Origin of the sequence: Rhizobium anhuiense bv. trifolii (assembly GCF_024346605.1) — a bacterium.
Taxonomy (GTDB): Bacteria; Pseudomonadota; Alphaproteobacteria; order Rhizobiales; family Rhizobiaceae; genus Rhizobium; species Rhizobium anhuiense.
On the sequence record NZ_CP098803.1, the window covers coordinates 3,153,822 to 3,174,803 of the forward strand.

Sequence of the window (20,982 nt, forward strand, 5' to 3'; positions counted from 1 at the left end):
CGCCAATGCCAGAACTGCGCATCGACCCTTTCCCCTCCGCCGCCGAACTGAACGCCCTCTGGTCAGCCGTCTGGGGCACCTCTGAAACCCGCGATTTCACTCCCATCCTGTCCCGCAGCCTCGCCCATATCGGCGCCTACCACGTCGACAGGTTCGTCGGTTTCGTCAATGTCGCCTGGGACGGCGGCATCCACGCCTTCATCCTCGATACATCGGTCCACCCCGACATGCGCAGGCAAGGCATCGCGACGCGCATGGTTCGGCAAGCAACGAGCCTCGCTCGTGAGCGCGGCGCCGAATGGCTGCATGTCGATTTCGAACCGCACCTGACCGGCTTCTACCGCTCCTGCGGTTTCAGGCTGACGAAGGCAGGACTCATCAAGCTCGCGTGAGGCGTCCCGCGAGAGAGGCCGAAACATGTCGAAGCCAGCACCAACCTGCGATAGTGACACGGACGGCCGTGCGGCGCGGCAGCGCCGAAGAATCCGCTGAAAACACAATTATAGCGAGAGTATCCCGCCCGAAAAGGAAAGATAATACCATTTAGGAGACCAAAGTATGCCTTTGAGTTCTCAAATTAAAACTCGTTTCTCCAGTATTTCATCCTTAGTTTTTCATTAAAAAAGCGATGAAAAGACACAATTCTGCATTGAAAACTTAATCTGGGGTTGGCATAGATCCCCAGGGGGTTGTCGTCCGTTGAAGCTGCAAGAACAGTTCTACTGAGGATTTCTCATTTTCATAGAATGCAACGCATCTTTTTGGAAAGTTTAATATGGCCTTGAATATTCTGGACACGAACGGCGCAACGATTACCAAGACCGGCGCCGAATTCGAAGCTTACGACGTCATCCGCCACTCTGAAGCCACTCCCCTCGCCACTGTCATCCTTTCTGTGTCGGGTTCCGGCGTGGCGGACCTGGCCGACGAGTTGGGCTCGGTCTCGGCGAACGTGACGGGCTCGAACGGTGACAACACGATCACCACGGGCGCGGGCAATGACACCATCTCTGGTGGTGATGGTGCAGACACGCTGAGCGGTGGCGCCGGAAACGACACGATCAATGGCGGAGCTGGCAACGACGTCATCAAGGGCGGTACAGGCGACGATGTGATTGTGGACGAAGGTTATGCCAATGAAGTCTTCGATATCGATGCGGGTGAGGGCAAGGACCTCGTGTCGTTGTCACAAGGTTTTACCAGTACACCATCCGGAAAAGTCGATGGAGGTCCCGGAGTCGACACGCTGCAAGCCAACAATCTGAGCGGCTTGACGATCAAAAGCTTCGAAATCCTCGACACGCACGGCTTCGATGTTGTCGGATCGTCCGCGCAGTTCGAAAGCTTCGAGAAGATTATTCCCGGTACTGTCGGCCCTTCCCCCACCACGACCTTGCGGTTGACGGACGGCGCCCATGTCGACCTCTCGCAGGAGCTAGGCCCCGGCCTGATCTACATTTCTCCTGACAAGGACACCACCAGTATCGACGTCACCACCGGCGGTACCAGGGACCACCTCACCGGGTTCGGCGGGAATGACATTCTGGACGGAGGCGCCGGTGACGACGTCATCGAGGGCAATGCAGGAAATGACCGTTTGACCGGTGGAGCTGGCAACGACACCATCGACGGCGGCAACGGAAACGACGTCCTCAGGGGCGGCGCCGGCAACGACAAGATCATGGATGGCCAAATTTCCAATGGCGTCAGCTCCGAAGCCTTCGACATCGATGCTGGCGATGGCAATGACATCGTGATCTTGCAGAGCTATGACAGCATCGCCGATTCCGGAACGGTCGATGGCGGTGCCGGCACTGACAAACTGCAAGCCGGTCTTCTGACTGGCCTGACGATCAAGAACTTCGAAATCCTTGATACGGGAACATGGGCTATCGGCTCGGCGGCACAGTTCGAAAGCTTCGACAAGATCACAAACACGGATAATCCGGCCAATACCATCCTCATGCGATTGACGGACGGCGCCCATCTCGATCTTTCCGACGAGCTGGGAAGCCGTAAGGTCCAAATCGTCGGCGGCGGCTCCAGCATGGACGTGACGACGGGTGGCGGCGACGACCGTCTGGGCGGTACCGCTGGTAACGACACTTTAGACGGCGGAGACGGTAATGACTCGCTATCCGGCGGTCTCGGCAATGACGTCATCAGGGGTGGTGCGGGCAACGACTCGATTACCGATGGTGATAGTTTTGCTAACGTCGCGGAAGTCTTCGATATCGATGCCGGCACTGGCGACGATACCGTGGGTCTGGTCAAGGGTCTCTTCGGTCATCAGATGTCCGGAACAGTCGACGGCGGCGCCGGCGTCGACACGCTAACTGCAACTGATATGACGGGCCTGACGATCAAGAACTTTGAAATCCTCAATGCGTCGGCGATCGAGACTAGAGGATCGTCCGCTCAGTTCGAAAGCTTCGACAAGATCATCAGCTCGACCGGTTCGACCGAACAGTTTCCCATCTCCCTGAGACTAACGGACGGCGGCCATCTCGATCTTTCCGACGAACTGGCAAACAATTCGGTCACCATCGGCGGCACCGACTCCGGTATTGACGTCAAGACCGGCGGCGGCAACGACCATCTATACGGTGCCGCTGGCAATGACATTTTAGACGGCGGCACTGGCAATGACACGATCTATGGCAATGGCGGCAACGACAAGCTGACCGGCGGCGCGGGCAACGACGCGATCTTCGACGGAGACAATGTTTCCACCAGCCCTGAAACCTTCGATATTGATGCAGGCGACGGCAATGATGCCATCACCTTGCGGTCACACTCTTCCGCGATTTCCGGAATGATCGATGGCGGCGCCGGCACCGACACGCTGCGTGTCATCGAGCCGACGTTAGGCCCTGGCAATGAATTCATCGGGCTTGCCGGCCTGACGATCAGGAACGTCGAAATTCTTGAAACGGCGGGAGCCGAGGTTCTCGCTTCGGCTGCCCAGTTCGAAAGCTTCGACAAGATCGTTAAATACGACAAGCCGGGCTACGAAAGCGATGTCCTCGCACTGACATTGACGGACAGCGCTCATGCTGATCTCTCCGACGAACTGGGCAACCGCCACGTCGACATCTTCGGCACCGCTTTCGGCATCGACGTCAAGACCGGCGGCGGCGACGACTATTTCTTCGGAACCGGCGGCAATGATAAATTCGAAGGTGGCGCCGGCAACGACGTGCTTTCTGGCGGTGCGGGCATCGATACGGCGGTCTTCTCCGGCAATTTCGCCAACTACTCCTTCGCGTTGAGCAATGGCAGCCACATCCTGACGAGCGCCCTGGAGGGCAAGGATACGCTGACTGATGTTGAATTCGCCCGCTTTGCCGACGGCGTCTACGATTTCGCCAAGGAAAAGTTCACGCCCGACGGCAGCAACAGCGCGCCCACCAATATCCAACTTTCAAAAACCTCCCTGTTGGAGAGCACCCCGATCTGGACCACGGTCGGCCTGCTCAGCGCCAAGGACGCCGACGGTGACGTCCTCACCTACAAGCTGCTTGACGGGGCGAACGACCATTTCCGGATCAACGGCAACCGCATCGTCACCTCCAAGGCTCTGGACTACGAGACGGCCAAGTCCCACACGATCAAGGTCGCCGTCTCCGATGGCAAGGTCACGGTCGAAAAGGACATCACGATCAACGTCCTCGACGTCAACGAAGCCCCGGTTAACCAGGCGCCGATCAAGCTTTCCTTCTCGCGCAGCTCGATCTCCGAGAACGTCGCGATTGGCACTTCGGTCGGCCTTCTCTCGGCGGTCGATCCGGAGGGCGGCACGGTGAAGTGGCGGCTGACGGATGATGCCGACGGCGTCTTGAAGCTCGTTGGCAACAAGATCCAGACGAAAGCGGCGATCGACTACGAAAGCACACACAGCCTGACCTTTACCGCCGAAGCCTACGACGCGGCTGGAAACGTCACCAGCCACGATTTCACGGTGGCCGTGAAGGACGTCTTCGAGTCGTCGTTTTCGATCTTGTCGCATGAGGCGTTGATTTAGTTGCGACAGGATTGCAGGCGACGCAGCGATGCGTCGCCGATGGTTTTCAAAATAGAGGGGCTTGCGGCCAGCAAGCCCCTCAGTGTCGATCAGGCGGAACAGGGCGCCGCGCCCAATCTCTTCTCCCCGCTGGGAAGAAGAGCGAGTTCGGGTTGGCCGCCCGGTCCAAATTGCCGCTCCCCTTCGCGCCGGATTCGGCTATAATTCCTGCCGATCCGAGGAGAGCCGCATGCGTCTGCCCACATTGATCCTCGCCCTCACCTTCTCGGCGCTCGCAGCTTTGCCGGCGTTAGCGCAGACCTACAAGACGCCGAAGGCGCTGCTCAAGGCGCTTTACAGCTATGACACCGACAAGAGCGACGCCGAAGCGCCCTCGCCCTATTCCGCCTTCTTCTCCGACCATCTGAACGAGCTCCTCCAGGCTGATCTCGACAATACGCCGGAAGGCGATGTCGGCGCGGTCGACTTCGATCCCGTCATATCAGGTCAGGATGGCGCAGCCAGCGACGTCAGGATCGGCCAACCGATCCTGCTGGATGATAAGGCCGAGGTGGAGGTGCAATTCGAAAACGGCGAAGAGGTGACGCTTTTCTACACCCTGGTACGCGAACACGGCGGCTGGAAGGTCGACGACATCGCCAACCAGAAGGGGGATAATCCGTGGAGTCTCGGTGCGTTGCTGAGGGAGGCGCAGTAGGCGGGCAGGATAAAGCCAACGAGGCGCACGCCGGCAATCCCAGCCTCTCCTTCATTCCTGTGCTCGTCACAGGAATCCAGCCACGGCGCCTCGGCACCGTGAATGACTCTCATGCGATGAAGTCATTCGCCCGCGCCCAAGGACGTGGGCGCACTGGATTCATGTGACGAGCACAGGAATGAAGGAGACGAGGGAGGTCGACGGCACCAACGGCAGTGGAAGGCGGCAGGCGCCAAAGAGAGCCCTCATGGTGAAGGTGAATTGGGACCGCCGGCTCCACCAAATTCGGCTCCACCGCCACCAGCATCAGCCCACCATATCACCTTCGCATCCGCCAGATCCTGTTCGCCGCCATGCCTAGCCGCCCAGAACGATTTGCTGAGAAAATCCATGCCCGGCTATCGAATCCGCCGCTCATCCCGTTTCGGCACAGAATCCCGATATGGCACAGCCGTGCAAGGATCCGTTAACCCACGGTCAAGTATCTGAATCTTCGGCATTTCCCGTCACGATAAGGGACATGCCACAATAATCCCGCTTGCTTTTTGCCCGAAAAGCTGGCACCAATTCACTTACTCGGGCATTTGCATGCCGGTGACTGGACTGATGTGGTAATCCCTTCCGTTATGGAAGGCGGCGCGGGACTACCCGCCTACGTAGACGTTCTTTCCCCGTACGTGACTTCTCCGACTGACCCTTCGTCCCAATCGATCGGGGCGAAAGCTAAAGCCGTCCGCTTCCTCTCGGGGGCGCGGATACTACACAGACTAAGGGAAAAGGACGATCCCAATGGCCACCAAGGGCACCGTAAAATTCTTCAACCAGGACAAGGGTTTTGGTTTCATCACGCCGGACGGCGGCGCTAAGGACGTTTTCGTCCATATCTCTGCGCTGCAGGCTTCTGGCATTCAGTCGCTGCGCGAAGGCCAGCAGGTTACCTTCGACACCGAGCCGGACCGCATGGGCAAGGGCCCGAAGGCTGTCAACATCTCGGCTTCGTAAGTCAGACTTCCGCTCACGCGGGATGAACGGCGCTCCGCAGGGGGCGCCGTTTTTGTTTGCAGCGCGGCCGCCGTTTGTCGATCGCATCGGCAAGTGTTATATGCGCGCTTATGGATGATCCCGCCCCTGCGGCGGTGCGATGCCGCATTGCGGCACCCAGAGAACAACGAACAATGGAACGTCGATGACGCAGAAGAGGCCCATTTTTGCGGTCGCCCCGATGATCGACTGGACGGATCGGCATTGCCGTTATTTCCACCGCCAGATCAGTCGCGAAGCGCTGCTCTATACCGAGATGGTGGTGGCCGATGCGATCATCCACGGCCCGCGCGACCGGCTGCTCGGTCATGACGCCGCCGAGCATCCGCTGGCGCTGCAGCTTGGCGGATCGGACCCGGTCAAGCTTGCCGACGCGGTGAAGATCGCCGAACCCTATGGCTATGACGAGATCAACCTCAATGTCGGCTGCCCCTCCGACCGCGTGCAGTCCGGCACCTTCGGCGCCTGCCTGATGCTGACGCCGGAAACGGTGGCCGAATGCATCGCGGCGATGAAGAGGGTTGCGACCGTGCCGGTGACGGTGAAATGCCGGATCGGCGTCGACGAGCAGGAGCCGGAACAGGCGCTGCCGGAGCTGATCACCCGCGTTCTCGATGCCGGCGCCGACGCGATCTGGATCCATGCCCGCAAGGCCTGGCTGAAGGGCCTGAGCCCGAAGGAAAATCGCGAGATCCCGCCGCTCGATTATGAGATCGTCTACCGGATGAAACAGCGCTGGCCCGATGTCTTCATCGGCATCAATGGCGGCATCCGCACGCTTGATGAAGCCGCCGCACATCTTGAACATGTCGACGGCGTCATGCTCGGCCGCGCCGCCTATCAGAATGCCGCGATCCTTGCCGATATCGACCAGCGCTTCTTCGGTGCGCCTGCGGCCGAGCCGGACTGGGAGGCGCTCTGCGGCCGGATGATGGCCTATGCCGAACGCCACATCGCCAGCGGCGGCCGGCTGCAGCACGTGGCTCGCCACATGGTCGGCCTCTTTACCGGCCTGCCCGGCGCAAGGCGCTACCGCCAGATCCTGTCCACCGACGCGGCCAAAAGCGGCGCCGGGCCGGAGGTGCTGGCGGCCGCCTTTGCGGCGGTGGATTTTTCGGGAACGGATCAGGAGGCGGTCAGCGCCTGACGCAGTGGTGTCACGATCGGGCCATCGGCAGCAGCATCTTCTTTTCGATCCGTCCCGCCACCGAAAACACCAGGATGTAAGTTTCCCTGCCGATCCTGCTGCCGTCCATCAATCGGACGATATCGTCGACGCCGCCGACCGGACTGCCGTCGATGGCGAGGATATAATCGCCCTCCTGCAGTCCGCCTTTTGCCGCCGGGCCCTCCGGCTCGACGCGGCGGATGCGAACCGAGGTCGTCTGCACCGTGCCCGCCGCAAGCGCCACCCGGCGCGGCAGTACGATCGTGTCACCTGAAATGCCGATGAAGGCACGCCTGACCTGGCCGTAGCGGAGAATCTCCGAAACGACGAAATTGGCCGTATTCGATGCCACGGCAAAGGCGATGCTCTGCGCGCCCTGGATCACCGCGGTATTGACGCCGATGACCTCCCCGCCCGAAGACACCAGCGGCCCGCCGGAGTTGCCGGGATTGAGGGCCGCATCGGTCTGGATGACGTCTTCCATCAGCCGGCCGCTGGCTGCCCGCATCGACCGCCCGAGCGCCGAGACGATACCGGCAGTAACCGTCCATTCGAAGCCGAGCGGGTTTCCGATCGCGATGGCGATGTGGCCCCGGCGCAAGCGCTGGGAATCTCCGAGCTTCGCCCAGGCGCCGGTACTCGTATTGGCGCGAATGAGGGCGATATCCGTATCGACATCGCGGCCGAGCACCCGGCCCTCGGTGACGAAGCCATCGGGCGTGGTGATGCGAACGACCTTGGCATCGTCAACGACATGACTGTTGGTGATGATCAGTCCGTCAGGCGAGACGGCGAAGCCCGACCCGTGCCCCTGCCGGCCACCCACCCTCTCGATCCGGCTGACGGCTGGCCCGACGATGTCGACTGCTGCTGCGATCGATTGCGAATAGGCATCGATCAGCGCCCCGTCATTCTGAGGCGCTATGTTCTTGTCCATATAACCCATGATGTGATCCTCAAGCAGCGGTAACGATCGTCCCGCCGCCGGCGAAGCGGTCGCGGTTGCGACGGTTCGCCATTGTGCTGTTGTATGAGGATTAGATGGTTGGGCCTCGATCCGCGTTCAAGTGAGCGCCAGCCGCGGGGCAGCCATGCGGGCGTCGGGGGACGTGCCGTCGTGCGACCGGTGTGCCCTTATCGTCGGGCGACCGGTGTGCCCTCATCGTCGGGGGCTACGGCATCCTCCAAGGTCCTCATCCTGGGACGCGCAGGCCGCGGCGAGAAGAAGCCTCTTCCAATATAAAATTCTGTTATGTCAATTGAATACAAAGAACAGCTTGATGACGAGATCAACATATTCCAACCTGGTCCCGGGTAGTCTTGCCTATGGCCTTGTCAATTCCGCCGGCAACGGCGCAAATTTCTGCCCGCATTCATCCAATCCAACCCAACCAACGGAGCCAAAGATGAGCACAGTCACCACCAAGGACGGCGTCGAGATCTTCTACAAGGATTGGGGGCCGAAGACCGCCCAGCCGATCATGTTCCATCATGGCTGGCCGCTGTGCTCCGACGATTGGGATGCCCAGATGCTGTTCTTCCTTGAGAAGGGCTATCGCGTCGTTGCCCATGACCGTCGAGGCCACGGCCGCTCCACCCAGGTCGGCGACGGTCACGACATGGATCACTACGCCGCCGATGCCGCAGCCGTCGTCGAACATCTCGATCTCAGGAATGCCGTCCATATCGGCCACTCTACCGGCGGCGGCGAAGCGACCCATTATGTCGCCCGCCATGGCCAGCCTCAGGGCCGCGTCGCCAAGCTCGTCATCATCGGCGCCGTGCCGCCCATCATGGTGAAAACGGATGCCAATCCCGGCGGCTTGCCGATCGAGGTCTTCGACGATCTGCGCAGGCAGCTTGCCGCCAATCGTTCGCAATTCTATCACGACCTGCCGGCCGGCCCGTTCTACAGCTTCAACCGGCCGGGTGCGAAAGTGTCGGAGCCGGTCATCAACAATTGGTGGCGCCAGGGCATGATCGGCGGCGCCAAGGCGCATTACGACGGCATCAAGGCCTTTTCGGAAACCGACTTCACCGAAGACCTGAAGATCATCACCGTGCCGACCTTCGTCATGCACGGCGACGACGACCAGATCGTGCCGATCGCCGACTCCGCCCTGCTCTCGGCCAAGCTGCTGCAGAATGCCACGTTGAAGGTCTACGAGAAATTCCCGCACGGCATGTGCACCACCCATGCCGACATCATCAATCCCGACATCCTGGCCTTCATCAAAGGCTGATCTCTGATGGTGCCGGGCGCCCATGAGGGCGCCCGGCTGCCATGATGGCTTTCACGCCGGGCCACGCCGATCGATTGACGGCCAGTTACGCATTTTCCCATGAAACCGTTTTCGCCGATTTGCGTTTAGCGGCCATGAAAAGAGAACGCGAACCCTCATCAAAGGCTTACCGGCAGGATCGTTTCGAAAACACCGAGCGAGCCGCCAAGGAAACCATCGAGGCGGAGCAGCGGGCTCGCCGGGAGAAAACCAAGCGGCTGAAAGAGCTGCGCCTGTCGCAGCAAAGCGGCAAGGCACCCGCAACCGAGTAGATCTCGCGCTCGCACCATCCGTTGAGCCGACGCGCCGATCGGTCCGTCTCCATGCCCTGACGCCCTCGCCTGCGTCTTACGGCGTGCGCCCCGAATTGTTTTGAATTTCGGACCTTCGCCCATCTTGCGGAGCAAAGATCGCGAAATTATCTTTTTTTTATTCGATAGCGATTCACGGCATCCAAAAAGGGCAGATTGCGATGTCAGACAAGCTGTTCAGCACGCGTGACGAACCGCTCGCCTCCGAAGATCTGGATGTGTGCAGGCGTGTCCACGAAGACCTCTGTAGCGGGCTCAATATCGACAGATCAAGCGAGGCAGCCGACCGTCTTGGCGCGCTCATCATCGAACTCTATCGCCAAGGGGTGCATGACGAAAGCCAGCTTCGATTGCTGGCCGGCGGAAGGGGAGCCTGACAGCGCGCGATGCTGTTCAGGTCGGATCCTATCCGGGCATTCTCAATCGGCATGAAAATCTGGATCGAGGGCGCGCTCGGCCTCCGGCTGCTCAGGAGCGCCACAAGGCGGCTTAGAGCAATTCCAGGAAAAGTGCGAAGCGGTTTTCTCGGGCAAAGCGCGAAGCGGTTGTCAGGAATTGTGCAAAAATAAGATGTTAGAACAGTTCTGCGTTCCATGGAAAGCTGAACCGCTCCAGAACCTACCCGCCTGTCGGGCCTTGGCAGAACAGCCCTGCTGCGTTAGCGCCGACGCACATATTTCCTCCCGTCCATCTCAAAGTGAAACCTATTTCCTTCCCCTGCGTTACCCACTCGATGGATTAGTTGACCCAAGGTGAGTGATATGAACAGATTCGCCATCATTGCCCTGTCGATAGCGACGGCCTTCTCCGGAACGCCGGCCTCGGCAGGTCCGGTTTTCGTGCCGAGCCCGGTGCAGTCGGCGCAGCCGGCGCCTCAAAACACTGACGCCCGCGTCATGACCATCGGCTGTAACAACTTCACGAACTGCCCGGGTCAGTTCAACAATGGTCGCAAGTGGTATCGCAACCGCCACCACTATCGCGACGGGCGCTACTACCGCGACGACCGCTATGGCTGGGATCGCCGCTACGATCACCGGTATCGCCGATATGACAATCGATATGACAATACCGGCGCCATCATCGGCGGCCTGGCAGCCGGCGCGCTCCTCGGCGGCATCATCGCTTCGCAGCCGCGCACGAGTGGCTATAGTTCGCATGCCGACTATTGCTATAGCCGCTACCGGTCCTACCGCGCCTATGACAACACCTACCAGCCGAATTACGGCCCGCGCCGCCAGTGCCGCTAGTGCCGCTAGTCCGGTCCATCTATCAGAACAAGCCTCGCAATGAAGATGCGGGGCTTTATTGATGGCCGAAAGCCCGTTGCGCGGCTTGCCAGTGACATCGTTAGGCTGTTCTGATAATCGTCGCAGTCTAATGGCAATGTCCAGCGCAACGGTCCTCCAACACCGACTCCCTCGCTGCCCTCTCCACTCTCACCTTACGCCGGCCAGCAAATCGCCTTGCTCCCTATCGCCCACAACTCTATATGTGTGAAAAGCACGATAGGTTAGCAGATACGCACATACATAATCCCTCCTCATGCCAAAATGAAACTTAATCCCTTCCCCTGCGTTATCCCCTCGATACATCCATTGACCCAAGGTGAGTGAAATGAACAAATTCGGCATCATTGCTCTGTCGATAGCGACGGCTTTCTCCGGAATGCCGGCCTCGGCAGGCCCGGCTTTTGTGCCGAGCTTGGTGCAATCGGCGCAGCCGGCGCCTCAAAATACCGATGCCCGGATTATGACCGTCGCCTGCAACCCATACTCCATCGTCTGCTCGGGCGACGGCGATAACCGCAGATCCTACCGCAACCGTGACCGCGATAACGATGGCGACCGGGACCGGCGTAGCTACCGCGACCGCCGCTACGACCGTGATGACCGTTATGGCTGGAATCGCCGCGATGATCGCTGGGATCGCCGCTATGATCGGCGGTATCGCCGCCACGACAACAGCGGCGCCATCATCGGCGGCCTGGCAGCCGGCGCCCTCCTCGGCGGCATCATCGCTTCGCAGCCGCGCACGAGCGGCTATAGTTCGCATGCCGAGTATTGCTATAGCCGCTACCGGTCCTACCGCGCCTATGACAATACCTACCAGCCGAATTACGGCCCGCGCCGCCAGTGCCGCTAGTCCGGTCTATCCATCAGAACAAGCCTCGCATGAAGATGCGGGGCTTTTTTGATGGCCGAAATCCCGTTGTACGGCTTCCAAATGCCGGTCGGTCGTGCTTGCCTGCGCGGCCAAGCTTGATTGGTTAGGCGATAGGAACCTAAAGCATGTCGCGCAAAAGTGTGCAGCGGTTTTGCGACAACGACATGCGTCGGAATAAAAGGCTAAAGCGTCAGGAGCGAATCTGAAAGATCGCGACGGGCTTTAGGTGCGAAATGCCATCTGGAGATACAGCAAAGCACGCCGTCGTCCTGCTACGGCCGGATCTGGAAAACCTGTCGGGCTTCGAAGCGGCGCTCGCCGCCGGCTGGTCTCCCAATCCGCGCCGCGCGGGCGACGAAGCCTATGTTCGCGGCGAGCTTCAGCGGCTGCGCCACGACAGATCAAGCTTTCTCGACGATCTCATTGCTGATGGCAGCCGGCGCGCCGAATCCGGACCGCGGCCGCTGATCACCCGTCTGTTCTGGATCTGGGATGGCGAATTCTGCGGCAGCATCAGCCTGCGCTTTCAAGCCGGCACCGAGGAACTGCCACCCGACGTATCGGGCCATGTCGGATATTCCGTCGTGCCGTGGAAACAGCGCAACGGCCACGCGACGACCGCCCTCACCCTTCTGCTGGCCGTCGCAGCAAAGGAAGGCCTCGACCGCCTCACCATCCTCTGCAACGAGGACAATGACGCCTCGCGGCGCGTGATCGAGCGCAATGGCGGCGAATTGTTCACGCGCGGCCCCCATTCCTCCGACAGGGCCGATCAGATCAAACTGTATTTCTGGCTGAAGCCCGGAACCGCCAGCTGACATGAAATGCGCAACGGATTTCCAGACGGACGGAGCACAAGCCTTGCCCGCCTATGCTCCGTCCGTCCCATCAGCCTGGGGCGGGCTGAGTGCTGGTCGCGGCGCGGCTGTCGGCGCCGCCGCGCATTGTCTCAGTAGGTCGCGGCCGGTTTCGGCTTCTTCTCGGTCCATTGCGGCGGCGCGCCGTATTTGGCGGCGACCGCCCCCATCAATCCGGGCGGCCGGCCGAAGGCGTCGCAGGCGGCGTATTTCGGTTTGCCGCCGAGCCAGGATTTCATCCGTTGCCCCGATGGCAGCGAGATATCCAATCCCTTCGGCTCCTTGCCTTTGATCAGCATCCGGGAAAACTCGCCGCTGAATTTCGAAGCCAGGCTATAGGCGTCGCCGACCTCGGAAACGCGAGGGTTGTTCTGCAGCGAGTTTGCCCCGCGCGACCAGACGATCGCGGCCCGCTGCACGCCACCGCTGTCGACAGCTTCCGCCTCTACCGCCAGTCCGCCGAGGCCCGCCGGCAGCCGCGGCACGCCGACGGGCAGCACGAAACCGGTGCCGACGGTCACGACCGTCGAAACACCCGCCATCGCCTTGTTGGTCGGCACGATGTCGGTGACGACGGAGCGGATCGTCAGATCCGCCGGCTGGCCGGCAGAGACCAGCTGATATTTGTCGCTGAGCGAAATGCAGAGCGCCCGGTCCAGCGCATTCGCCACCATCGTCCGGTCGGCGTCCGATTTGACGCGGGTCGCAGCGCTGAAGGCGAAGGTCGTCGGCACGATGCTCACCGTCTTTGCCGGGGCAAGGCGCGTTCCATCGACATAGACGCGCGATTTCGACAGCTTGCCCTTCGGCGCGCCGAGATTGCCGTAGGAGGAGAGCGTGCCTGCCTCTTTCAGTGGCACCGAGCTGCACCCGGTCGCGGCCATGACGAGCGCCATCGGCAGAGCGAGGGACAAGCCTCTCGAGGCCTGCGGGAAGAAAAATAGGAATGGATTGCTGCGCACGCTGCCTGGCCTCCGTCACCGATGAACTCAGGGGAAAGTGGCGTCCAAGAATTGCCGCAATATTACATCGTCTCCGGCAACATGGGCTGCCGGAAGAGCCGGTCTATCCGAGCTGGATCGTCACCTCGGTGCCGGCGGAACTGCTTTCGATGCTGACCTCGCCGCCATGGTTCAAGCAGATCTGCTTGACGAGGCTGAGGCCGAGCCCTGCCCCCCTGCTCTTCGGGGTGACGCGGTAGAAAGGTTCGAACACCAGCTCGCGGTGCTCGGCCGGGATGCCGGGCCCCTCGTCGGCGACGCTGATCCGTCCACGGCCGGCAGCCGAGACCGAAACGGTGATCATGCCGCTCCCGCCGCCATGGTCGATGGCGTTGCGCACGAGGTTGCTGACGGCCCGCGGCAGCGCCGAAGGGCTCCCTTTGCATTTCAGGCTCTCGACCTCGCTCTGAAACGAAATCTGATAGCCGGCGCCGATCGCCAGCGGCGCAAGATCGGCCACGACGCTGCGGCCGATTTCGACCAGATCGACGATCTCATGGAGATCGGTCGCCTGGTCGTTGCGCTCGAAATCGAGTAATTGTTCCGCCGTCTCGGCCAAACGCGCGACGTCGTCGAGCAACCGCCTGCGGTCCTGCCCCTCGGCCGTTCCATCGATCCGGGTCTGCATGATCGCGATCGGCGTCCTCAGTTCATGCGCCGCATCGATCAGGAAGTGTTGCCGTTTGCGGAACTCGTTTTCCAGTCGGTCGAGCGCCTCGTTGAAGGCGATCACCAGCGGAGCGACTTCCCTCGGAATGCCGTCCAGAGGCAGGCGAGCATCGTAGCGGCGAGGCTCGATCTCCGACGCCTTGCGGGCAACCTCGCTGACACTGGCCAGGCCGCGCCTGACGATTCTGGGAACGGCGAGAAAAACCGCGGGCAAGGCAATGGCGAATAGCGGCACGTAGATCGGATAAACAGCGCCCATAAGAGTAAGAACGGGCCAGCCCTTGTCGGCGACGCCGCCAAACAGCACCCGTAGCTCGCCGATCGCAGTCTCCACGCTTTCGACCGAGGCGATCTCGTCCGTACCGGCCGATCCCCTGATATCAGCCCCTTCGAACAGATAGGTCAGGTGCGCAAGCTCACCGTAGGCTGCAGGGATGGTTCCGTAGGACACGAAAGAACCGTTCGTCGTCGCCGCAACATACCAAAGCCCGTCATACTGCTGCTTGAGCGCGTCCAACTCCGGTGTATCTCTTATTTCAAGCCGTCCTTCGGCATCGAGCGCAACGGCCGGGGCCAACGCGGCGGTGATATGGTCCTCCAGCGCAACGTTCGGAGAAAGGATCGTCGCGCCATAGAAGCAGAGCCCGATAACCACAGCCGTCACTACGCCGACGAAGACGAGGCTGAGCTGCCAGCTGAGCCGCCACCAGAGCGACGGATTGGTGTTTCCCGCCCCTCCCATCATTCTTCCTTCATCAGATATCCGACACCGCGGATATTGTGGATCGAAACCTCGGCTCCTGCGTCGGAAAGCCGTTTGCGAAGCCGCGATATGTGGGCATCGAGGGCGTTTGACTGAATTTCCTCTTCATAATTGTAGACCGCCGCCTCTAGCGTCGAGCGGAGCACGGTCTTCTCCTTGCGCCTTGCGAGTGCGGCCAGCACCAGAAGTTCTCGCCGGGGCAGATCGAGCGGCGTATCGCCGACCGTGACGCTCAGATGCAGCGGATCGATCACCATGCGCCCAGCCGCGATCTTGAGATCGGACAGGTTCGGCGGCCGGCGCAGCACGGCGCGCAACCGCGCCATCAGCTCCTCGACCAGAAACGGCTTGCCGAGGTAGTCGTCGGCACCGAGATCGAGGCCTTCCACCCGTTCCTTCGGCTCGTTCAGCGCCGTCAGCACGATGATCGGCGTCTCCTTCCCCGTCCGCCTCAATTCCGGAATGAAGCGCAACCCTTCGCCATCCGGCAGGCGCCGGTCGAGCAGGATCGCATCGTAGAGGTTCTGCCGCGTCAGCTCGACCGCGTCGGCCAGATGCATCGTGTGGTCGGTGACGATCCCGTGTTTGCCGAGCGCCGCCGACAGCGCCTCGGCCAGCTCCCTCTCGTCTTCTATCAACAGTATCCGCATCGCCCGTCCATTGTCTCGCTCACCCCTCTGTCCGCCACAAGGGTTGCGGCAGCATTGCGGAGCTTGCAAGGCAGCCGGTCATGCTGCTGCAATTGTTGAAGTCCAGCACAAAGAATATTCGCGGCAGCTGGAGATCAAGATGATCCGACCTATCCTACGTCTCCTGACGAGACACTTCCTTTCCGCCTTCCTCCTCGCCGCGCTGCTCGCAGCGCCCCTCGTGATACTGCACACGCTTCACGAAAAGGCAGCCTTCGAGAGCGGTCTCCTGATGGAGGTGCGATGAGCGTGCGAGCGAGCGAACCTCAGGCGGTCTCGCTGCCTGCCATGCAATAGGCCGAGAACGCCTGAAGATAGGCTTGCACCCTGGAACGGTTCTCCGCGGTTTCGACGGTCCTGAGCACATCGGCCGGCTCCAGTTTCATCAGAGGAAGCCGGAGGAAAATATCGCCGGCGAACCGGTCGGTGATGGTCGCAAGGATCGTGCGAAGGCCGGCCAGCATGTCGTCGCCGCGATGCGATGCGTGCAGCAGCGCGATCGGCTTATGGACGATCTCATCTCCCGATACCAGCCAGTCGATCGCATTCTTCAGCCCGCCGGGGATGGATCGCACATATTCCGGGCTGGCAATGATCACCCCGTCGCTCTGAGCGATCGCCTCGATGAAATCCCGCACCGCCGCCGGCAGAAATTCCCCCTCGAGATCGGGCGAAAATACCGGCAAACCTCCCACGCCATCGAAGATCGCAATTTCGGTCTCATCTGGCGCAACGGCGCGCACCGCCCGCAGCATCGATGTATTGGTGGAATTGCGCCGGGCGCTGCCGGATATGGCGAGAATCTTCATGGCCCCTAACAGGAATCGATCGATCATGGCTGTCAACGCAAAAGGCTAGGATCGATTGAGTAACGCCAAAAAAGCGACTTTTGCTTGAACTAGCCAAGCCTCGCGTTAGCCTGAGTACTGCTGCCGAATCGGCGGGAATTACCCTCGAGGAAATACACATGACGGCTTTGATCGAGGCACGGGGCGTCAGCAAACGCTTCCGGCAGCACAAGAGATTTCCGGGCCTGCTGGGCGCCCTGAAGACGTTGGTGACCAACGAATATACCGAAGTTCTGGCCGTTTCCGACATTGGTTTCGACATCACGGCAGGCGAGGCCGTTGGTTATCTCGGCCCCAATGGCGCCGGCAAATCCACGATGATCAAAATGATGACCGGCATTCTGGTGCCGAGTGCCGGCACGCTCTCGGTGCTCGGACGCACGCCGCATCTCAAGCGGATGGACAATGCGCGCGAGATCGGAGTTGTTTTTGGCCAGCGCAGCCAGCTGTGGTGGGATCTGCCGCTGGTCGACAGTTTTACCTTGCACCAGCGCATCTATGATATCCCAGCCGCCCGCTCCGCGGACAATCTCCGGCGATTCAGCGAATTGCTCGATCTCACTCCCTTTCTCGACCGCGCGGTGCGCCAGCTCAGCCTCGGCCAGCGCATGCGCGCCGAGATCGTGATGTCGCTGCTGCATGATCCCAAGATCCTCTTTCTCGACGAACCCACAATCGGGCTTGATGTGGTCGCCAAGGATGCGGTGCGGCGCTTCCTCGCCGAGATCAACCGCGAGCGCGGCGTCACCATCATTCTCACCACCCATGACCTTCAGGACATCGAAACCATCTGCCCGCGGCTGATCATGGTCGATCATAGCAGGCTCATCTTCGACGGCGAGTTGAGGAGCCTGCGTGCGGCATTGGGCTCTGCCCGGCGGCTGACGCTTGAATTTGCCAGCGACCCTGGACCGCTGCCGTTGCGCACCGCGGCCCTCGTCAGCGACGAGGGCTTGCGCAAGAACTATCTCATCGAGCATGAAGACATCTCGCTGGTCGCAATCCTGTCGGAGGTCGGCAGCGGGCGCGGTCTCAAGGACGTGGCGCTGCACGAGCCCGACATCGAAGAGGTCATCCGCACCTTCTACCAGCGCCGCAACGCCGACCAGCGTAGCAATGCCAAGGCCCGGGCATCATGAGCGCCTATTTCGCCTTTGCGCGCAGTTCGTTCCATTCGCAACTCGCCTACCGCAACGAAGTATGGGCCAACATCTTCGGCAAACTCGTGCAGGTCTTTGCTCGTGTCGCCATCTGGCAGGCGGCCTATGCCGGCGTCGGCGCAATCGTGGTCGAGGGGGTCTCCCTGCAGCAGATGGTGACCTATGCCCTGCTCGGCGGCGCCGTGATGGGCGCAACCCGCCCAGAAAGGATCATCGGCGAGATCGGCCGGTCGCTGAAAACAGGCGATGTCGCGATCTGGTTACTCAAGCCCTTGTCCTATCCTCTCTATCTCTTCGCCAACGAATGCGGCAGCTTTCTCTACCGCCTGGCAACGCAGGTCATCCCGACCGTCGCCTTCACCGCCTTGTTTTACGGCATGCTGCCGCCCGTAAGCCCGTTCCATGCCGTGATGTTCATCGCCTTCTGGGCGCTGTCCTTTGCGCTGCTGTTCCTGATATCAGCGCTTTTCGGCCTCGTCGCTTTCTGGCTGATGACCAGCTTCTCGCTGGACTGGATCCTGGGCGCCCTGCTGCAACTGTTCTCAGGCGTGCTGGTGCCCTTCTGGTTCTTCCCCGAACCTCTGGCCATGATTGCCCGCCACCTGCCCTTTGCCTGGATCGTCTATTACCCCAATGCCGTCTATCTCGGCAGGCTTTCCACGCCCGAGATCTGGCTTCATCTCGGCCTGGGGCTCGGCTGGGCCGCCTTGTTCCTCGCCGGCGTCCTTTGGCTGTGGCGCCGCGCCTCCAGCCGTATCACCGTGCAGGGAGGTTGATCATGCTGATGCATCACCTGCGCGTCCTGCCGCTGCTGGTGCGGATGCACGTCCGCTCCAAGATGGAATATCGCGGCGCTTTCTGGCTCGACCGTCTTGCGCAGATACTCTCCTATGGCAGCGTCTTCGCCACCATCGGAATCCTGCTTGCCCGCTTCGACACGCTCGGCGGCTGGACCTGGCCGGAGCTTGCACTGTTGTTCAGCTTCCAACTGCTGGCCTATTCGCTCGGCGCTGCGATGAGCTTCGTGCAGTTGCGCGAGCTCGAAGAACTGGTGCGGCTCGGCACTTACGACACGCTGCTGGTAAAACCTTTCAGCCCTTGGGCCTATCTGGTCTTTTCCGGCCTCAATATCGGCTACGCCGGTCACATCATCCTCGCAGCGGCGCTGATGGCCTGGGCAGTTCTGTCGGTCGACTTCGTTTGGTCGGTCTGGTCCGCGTCATTCTTCATTGCTGCGCTTGTCAGCGCAACGCTGCTGACGGGTGCGCTCATCACCATGATCGGCGCCACCGCGCTGATCTGGGTGCGGTCCAACCATTTGTTCTCGATCTTCTTCGGCTTTTGGGAGTTGACCCGCTACCCGCTCAATATTTTTCCTGGCGGCATACAGCTCATCCTCATAACCGCAGTCCCGCTGGCCCTCACCAGTTCCGTTCCCGTCGGCGCCCTGCTCGGCAAGCCCATCCCGATCCTCGGGGGCTGGGCCGAGCCGGTGTCGCTTGTGGCCGGGCCGATCTGGGTCTTGATGGCAATCGCTCACTGGCGGTACGCCACCGGCAAATATCAGGGTGCCGGCGGCTGATCGGGCCAGCCGGCGTCAGGACGCCTGCGCCGACGATCTCGCGCGGACCTCGAGGAATGCCGCGGTCAGCTTCGCCAGCACCGGTGAGGTGCAGGTGCCATTGGCGCCGCCGATCGGATCGACGATATGGATCTGCCGGAGATCCTCCATGAACGCGTCCCAAAGCGGCGGTCCGCCTTCTTCAAGAAGCTGCGCGCGGATGCTCAGTTCCTCGCTCACCGGCAGATGGCGGCGTCCCCAGGCGCCGATCATCGCGAAGACGGGCACGAGCTGGATCGCCGGCTCCGTCAGGCTGTAGATTGCTTTCTGGCTGTGGCTCGGATCGTCCCGCTTGCTGATGAATCCTAGCGAGAGCAGACGCTTCAACCTGGCGGCCAGTATGTTGGAGGCGATCCCCTCCTCCGAATGGGTCAGAAGCTCGCGGAAATGACGGCGGTTGCCAAACATGATGTCCCTGATGATGATGAGGCTCCACCGATCGCCCAGCACTTCCATCGTCAGGTTGATCGGGCAGCCCGACCGCAGTTCGATATCCACCAATTCTCTCCTTCGAAAAACTGGTTGCAATATAGGATCACTTATGCAACAAAGCAACCAGTTTCAAACAGCAATCAGATGGAGGAAAGCATGACCAAAGTGCGTGTCGCAGCGTTTTCCCTTTCCGTGGATGGTTTCGGCGCCGGGCCGGAGCAGAGCCTGAGCGATCCGCTGGGCAAGCGGGGAACGGAACTGTTTGAATGGTTTTTCCGCACCCGCACCTTCCGCGCGATGATCGGAAAGGACGGCGGTTCTGAAGGCGTCGATGAAAATTATGCCGCCCGCGGCATGGCCGATTTCGGCGCCTTCATTCTCGGGCGCAACATGTTCGGCCCCATCCGCGGCGATTGGCCGGATGACGCCTGGAAAGGCTGGTGGGGGCCGAACCCGCCTTATCACGCACCGACCTTTATCCTGACACATCACCCCCGCGAACCCATCGTCATGGAAGGCGGGACGACGTTTCACTTCGTCACCGGCGGCATCGAGGAAGCGCTTGCCAAGGCGAAGGCCGCGGCTGGCGGCAAGGATGTGAAAATCGGCGGCGGCGTCAGCACAGTCCGCCAATATCTGCAGGCCGGCCTGATCGACGAATTGCATTTCGCCATCTCGCCGGTCGTGCTCGGCAAGGGCGAAGCGATGTTCACCGGCATCGACCTCCCGGCGCTGGGCTTCCGCGTCGTCGAGCATGTGACGACCGAACACGCCACCCATATCGTGATGGCAAAATAAACGAGCCGAAACCATCCTGGCAGGCGCCGCTCTGACGGTCGCCTGCCTGAATCGTTCCCAGGTCCGAGACCAAACCGTGTTAAGAAAGCTGTGGCATTGCTCCCGAATGAGCGTAAAATAAAGGGCATCGGCCCATCGGACATCGGCGAGACCGCTTGAGAGATCATACGTGCTCTTGCCATTTCATGGAGGGCACGGAAATGCTCCTGTCACTCATTTCCCTTAACGATGATGAAATCATCACTGTCACCGATGCTGTTCGGCAATGGTGCTGCGAGAGGAAACTAGACATCGACAGCATCGAAGGACACCGCGCCATCACCGTCGCCGTCGATCTCATCCAGATGAACAGCGACCGCAACAGGCTTTTTACCGAGCTGTCGAAGCAGCTGGATCACCGGTAGGATTATCGATCCATCGAACCCGTCCCGGAGAGATGCAAGGAGCAACGCTGC

General features: G+C 60.8%; 23 protein-coding genes. 17 read left to right on the plus strand and 6 right to left on the minus strand.

The window, feature by feature from the left end:
• Positions 1 to 5 precede the first annotated feature (5 nt).
• The 5 genes from NE851_RS24285 (at position 6) to dusA (ending at position 6,909) form a co-directional block, all read left to right on the plus strand.
• Positions 6 to 392, plus strand: coding sequence for a GNAT family N-acetyltransferase (locus tag NE851_RS24285; protein ID WP_254958254.1), 387 nt, complete (start codon positions 6 to 8; stop codon positions 390 to 392).
• 383 nt (positions 393 to 775) lie between these two features.
• Positions 776 to 4,024 (plus strand): cadherin domain-containing protein, encoded by a 3,249-nt coding sequence (locus NE851_RS24290; RefSeq protein WP_254958257.1) that lies wholly within the window; start codon positions 776 to 778, stop codon positions 4,022 to 4,024.
• A 229-nt stretch (positions 4,025 to 4,253) separates the two neighbouring features.
• Complete coding sequence (locus tag NE851_RS24295) at positions 4,254 to 4,721, plus strand: DUF3828 domain-containing protein (RefSeq protein WP_183904976.1); 468 nt, start codon at positions 4,254 to 4,256, stop codon at positions 4,719 to 4,721.
• Between the two features lie 789 nt (positions 4,722 to 5,510).
• The gene (locus tag NE851_RS24305) at positions 5,511 to 5,723 is read left to right on the plus strand and encodes a cold-shock protein (RefSeq protein WP_003540801.1); all 213 of its coding nucleotides are present in this window, start codon (positions 5,511 to 5,513) and stop codon (positions 5,721 to 5,723) included.
• A 184-nt stretch (positions 5,724 to 5,907) separates the two neighbouring features.
• Positions 5,908 to 6,909, plus strand: coding sequence for a tRNA dihydrouridine(20/20a) synthase DusA (gene dusA / locus NE851_RS24310; protein WP_028756074.1), 1,002 nt, complete (start codon positions 5,908 to 5,910; stop codon positions 6,907 to 6,909).
• Between the two features lie 10 nt (positions 6,910 to 6,919).
• Here the strand turns inward: dusA and NE851_RS24315 are convergent, their stop codons facing one another.
• On the minus strand, positions 6,920 to 7,876 hold the full coding sequence (locus NE851_RS24315) for a S1C family serine protease (RefSeq protein ID WP_029733162.1): 957 nt from the start codon (positions 7,874 to 7,876) through the stop codon (positions 6,920 to 6,922).
• 460 nt (positions 7,877 to 8,336) lie between these two features.
• On the opposite strand from NE851_RS24315, the gene NE851_RS24320 reads away from it, so the two are divergent.
• From NE851_RS24320 to NE851_RS24345, 6 genes are all read left to right on the plus strand, one after another.
• Positions 8,337 to 9,173, plus strand: coding sequence for an alpha/beta fold hydrolase (locus tag NE851_RS24320; RefSeq protein ID WP_029733163.1), 837 nt, complete (start codon positions 8,337 to 8,339; stop codon positions 9,171 to 9,173).
• Positions 9,174 to 9,214: 41 nt separating this feature from the next.
• On the plus strand, positions 9,215 to 9,484 hold the full coding sequence (locus NE851_RS24325) for a hypothetical protein (protein ID WP_088930345.1): 270 nt from the start codon (positions 9,215 to 9,217) through the stop codon (positions 9,482 to 9,484).
• A 200-nt stretch (positions 9,485 to 9,684) separates the two neighbouring features.
• Complete coding sequence (locus NE851_RS24330; RefSeq protein ID WP_028757549.1) at positions 9,685 to 9,900, plus strand: hypothetical protein; 216 nt, start codon at positions 9,685 to 9,687, stop codon at positions 9,898 to 9,900.
• 384 nt (positions 9,901 to 10,284) lie between these two features.
• The gene (locus NE851_RS24335; RefSeq protein ID WP_028757551.1) at positions 10,285 to 10,773 is read left to right on the plus strand and encodes a BA14K family protein; all 489 of its coding nucleotides are present in this window, start codon (positions 10,285 to 10,287) and stop codon (positions 10,771 to 10,773) included.
• Positions 10,774 to 11,140: 367 nt separating this feature from the next.
• Positions 11,141 to 11,668, plus strand: coding sequence for a BA14K family protein (locus NE851_RS24340; protein ID WP_028756080.1), 528 nt, complete (start codon positions 11,141 to 11,143; stop codon positions 11,666 to 11,668).
• Between the two features lie 254 nt (positions 11,669 to 11,922).
• Entirely contained in the window at positions 11,923 to 12,507 is a 585-nt protein-coding gene (locus tag NE851_RS24345; RefSeq protein ID WP_028757552.1) for a GNAT family N-acetyltransferase, read from the plus strand.
• 131 nt (positions 12,508 to 12,638) lie between these two features.
• Here NE851_RS24345 and NE851_RS24350 read toward each other — a convergent pair whose 3' ends face one another.
• The 3 genes from NE851_RS24350 to NE851_RS24360 form a co-directional block, all read right to left on the minus strand.
• Positions 12,639 to 13,508 carry a DUF3313 domain-containing protein gene (locus NE851_RS24350; protein ID WP_028757553.1) on the minus strand — a complete coding sequence of 290 codons (870 nt, stop codon included), beginning with the start codon at positions 13,506 to 13,508 and terminating at the stop codon, positions 12,639 to 12,641.
• Between the two features lie 103 nt (positions 13,509 to 13,611).
• Positions 13,612 to 14,961, minus strand: a complete 1,350-nt coding sequence (locus tag NE851_RS24355; RefSeq protein WP_409527184.1) for a sensor histidine kinase — start codon at positions 14,959 to 14,961, stop codon at positions 13,612 to 13,614.
• Complete coding sequence (locus NE851_RS24360) at positions 14,958 to 15,629, minus strand: response regulator transcription factor (protein WP_028756072.1); 672 nt, start codon at positions 15,627 to 15,629, stop codon at positions 14,958 to 14,960. Before NE851_RS24360 ends, NE851_RS24355 begins: the two co-directional genes overlap by 4 nt.
• Before the next feature lie 139 nt (positions 15,630 to 15,768).
• On the opposite strand from NE851_RS24360, the gene NE851_RS24365 reads away from it, so the two are divergent.
• Entirely contained in the window at positions 15,769 to 15,915 is a 147-nt protein-coding gene (locus NE851_RS24365; RefSeq protein WP_164735916.1) for a hypothetical protein, read from the plus strand.
• A gap of 19 nt (positions 15,916 to 15,934) precedes the next feature.
• Here NE851_RS24365 and NE851_RS24370 read toward each other — a convergent pair whose 3' ends face one another.
• On the minus strand, positions 15,935 to 16,477 hold the full coding sequence (locus NE851_RS24370) for an NADPH-dependent FMN reductase (protein WP_028757569.1): 543 nt from the start codon (positions 16,475 to 16,477) through the stop codon (positions 15,935 to 15,937).
• Between the two features lie 158 nt (positions 16,478 to 16,635).
• On the opposite strand from NE851_RS24370, the gene NE851_RS24375 reads away from it, so the two are divergent.
• Genes NE851_RS24375 through NE851_RS24385 form a run of 3 tightly spaced genes read left to right on the plus strand, consistent with a single transcriptional unit; the run spans position 16,636 to position 19,258 of the window.
• Entirely contained in the window at positions 16,636 to 17,655 is a 1,020-nt protein-coding gene (locus tag NE851_RS24375; protein WP_028757568.1) for an ABC transporter ATP-binding protein, read from the plus strand.
• On the plus strand, positions 17,652 to 18,452 hold the full coding sequence (locus NE851_RS24380; protein WP_028757567.1) for an ABC transporter permease: 801 nt from the start codon (positions 17,652 to 17,654) through the stop codon (positions 18,450 to 18,452). Before NE851_RS24375 ends, NE851_RS24380 begins: the two co-directional genes overlap by 4 nt.
• A 2-nt stretch (positions 18,453 to 18,454) precedes the next feature.
• Positions 18,455 to 19,258: an ABC transporter permease gene (locus NE851_RS24385; RefSeq protein ID WP_028757566.1), complete on the plus strand. Its 804-nt coding sequence runs from the start codon at positions 18,455 to 18,457 to the stop codon at positions 19,256 to 19,258.
• Between the two features lie 15 nt (positions 19,259 to 19,273).
• Here NE851_RS24385 and NE851_RS24390 read toward each other — a convergent pair whose 3' ends face one another.
• Positions 19,274 to 19,795, minus strand: coding sequence for a winged helix-turn-helix transcriptional regulator (locus tag NE851_RS24390; RefSeq protein ID WP_028827836.1), 522 nt, complete (start codon positions 19,793 to 19,795; stop codon positions 19,274 to 19,276).
• 90 nt (positions 19,796 to 19,885) lie between these two features.
• Here NE851_RS24390 and NE851_RS24395 point away from each other — a divergent pair, with 90 nt between their 5' ends.
• Both NE851_RS24395 and NE851_RS24400 read left to right on the plus strand, forming a co-directional pair.
• Entirely contained in the window at positions 19,886 to 20,527 is a 642-nt protein-coding gene (locus NE851_RS24395) for a dihydrofolate reductase family protein (protein ID WP_029868414.1), read from the plus strand.
• 200 nt (positions 20,528 to 20,727) lie between these two features.
• A complete protein-coding gene (locus NE851_RS24400; RefSeq protein WP_029868413.1) occupies positions 20,728 to 20,931 on the plus strand; it encodes a hypothetical protein in 204 nt (67 codons plus the stop codon).
• Positions 20,932 to 20,982: the final 51 nt, after the last annotated feature.

Coding starts and splice junctions, on each gene's coding strand:
- NE851_RS24285 (WP_254958254.1), top strand. CDS start 6: ATGCCAGAACTGCGCATCGACCCTTTCCCCTCCGCCGCCGAACTGAAC.
- NE851_RS24290 (WP_254958257.1), top strand. CDS start 776: ATGGCCTTGAATATTCTGGACACGAACGGCGCAACGATTACCAAGACC.
- NE851_RS24295 (WP_183904976.1), top strand. CDS start 4,254: ATGCGTCTGCCCACATTGATCCTCGCCCTCACCTTCTCGGCGCTCGCA.
- NE851_RS24305 (WP_003540801.1), top strand. CDS start 5,511: ATGGCCACCAAGGGCACCGTAAAATTCTTCAACCAGGACAAGGGTTTT.
- dusA (WP_028756074.1), top strand. CDS start 5,908: ATGACGCAGAAGAGGCCCATTTTTGCGGTCGCCCCGATGATCGACTGG.
- NE851_RS24315 (WP_029733162.1), bottom strand. CDS start 7,876: ATGGGTTATATGGACAAGAACATAGCGCCTCAGAATGACGGGGCGCTG.
- NE851_RS24320 (WP_029733163.1), top strand. CDS start 8,337: ATGAGCACAGTCACCACCAAGGACGGCGTCGAGATCTTCTACAAGGAT.
- NE851_RS24325 (WP_088930345.1), top strand. CDS start 9,215: ATGATGGCTTTCACGCCGGGCCACGCCGATCGATTGACGGCCAGTTAC.
- NE851_RS24330 (WP_028757549.1), top strand. CDS start 9,685: ATGTCAGACAAGCTGTTCAGCACGCGTGACGAACCGCTCGCCTCCGAA.
- NE851_RS24335 (WP_028757551.1), top strand. CDS start 10,285: ATGAACAGATTCGCCATCATTGCCCTGTCGATAGCGACGGCCTTCTCC.
- NE851_RS24340 (WP_028756080.1), top strand. CDS start 11,141: ATGAACAAATTCGGCATCATTGCTCTGTCGATAGCGACGGCTTTCTCC.
- NE851_RS24345 (WP_028757552.1), top strand. CDS start 11,923: ATGCCATCTGGAGATACAGCAAAGCACGCCGTCGTCCTGCTACGGCCG.
- NE851_RS24355 (WP_409527184.1), bottom strand. CDS start 14,961: ATGATGGGAGGGGCGGGAAACACCAATCCGTCGCTCTGGTGGCGGCTC.
- NE851_RS24360 (WP_028756072.1), bottom strand. CDS start 15,629: ATGCGGATACTGTTGATAGAAGACGAGAGGGAGCTGGCCGAGGCGCTG.
- NE851_RS24365 (WP_164735916.1), top strand. CDS start 15,769: ATGATCCGACCTATCCTACGTCTCCTGACGAGACACTTCCTTTCCGCC.
- NE851_RS24370 (WP_028757569.1), bottom strand. CDS start 16,477: ATGAAGATTCTCGCCATATCCGGCAGCGCCCGGCGCAATTCCACCAAT.
- NE851_RS24375 (WP_028757568.1), top strand. CDS start 16,636: ATGACGGCTTTGATCGAGGCACGGGGCGTCAGCAAACGCTTCCGGCAG.
- NE851_RS24380 (WP_028757567.1), top strand. CDS start 17,652: ATGAGCGCCTATTTCGCCTTTGCGCGCAGTTCGTTCCATTCGCAACTC.
- NE851_RS24385 (WP_028757566.1), top strand. CDS start 18,455: ATGCTGATGCATCACCTGCGCGTCCTGCCGCTGCTGGTGCGGATGCAC.
- NE851_RS24395 (WP_029868414.1), top strand. CDS start 19,886: ATGACCAAAGTGCGTGTCGCAGCGTTTTCCCTTTCCGTGGATGGTTTC.
- NE851_RS24400 (WP_029868413.1), top strand. CDS start 20,728: ATGCTCCTGTCACTCATTTCCCTTAACGATGATGAAATCATCACTGTC.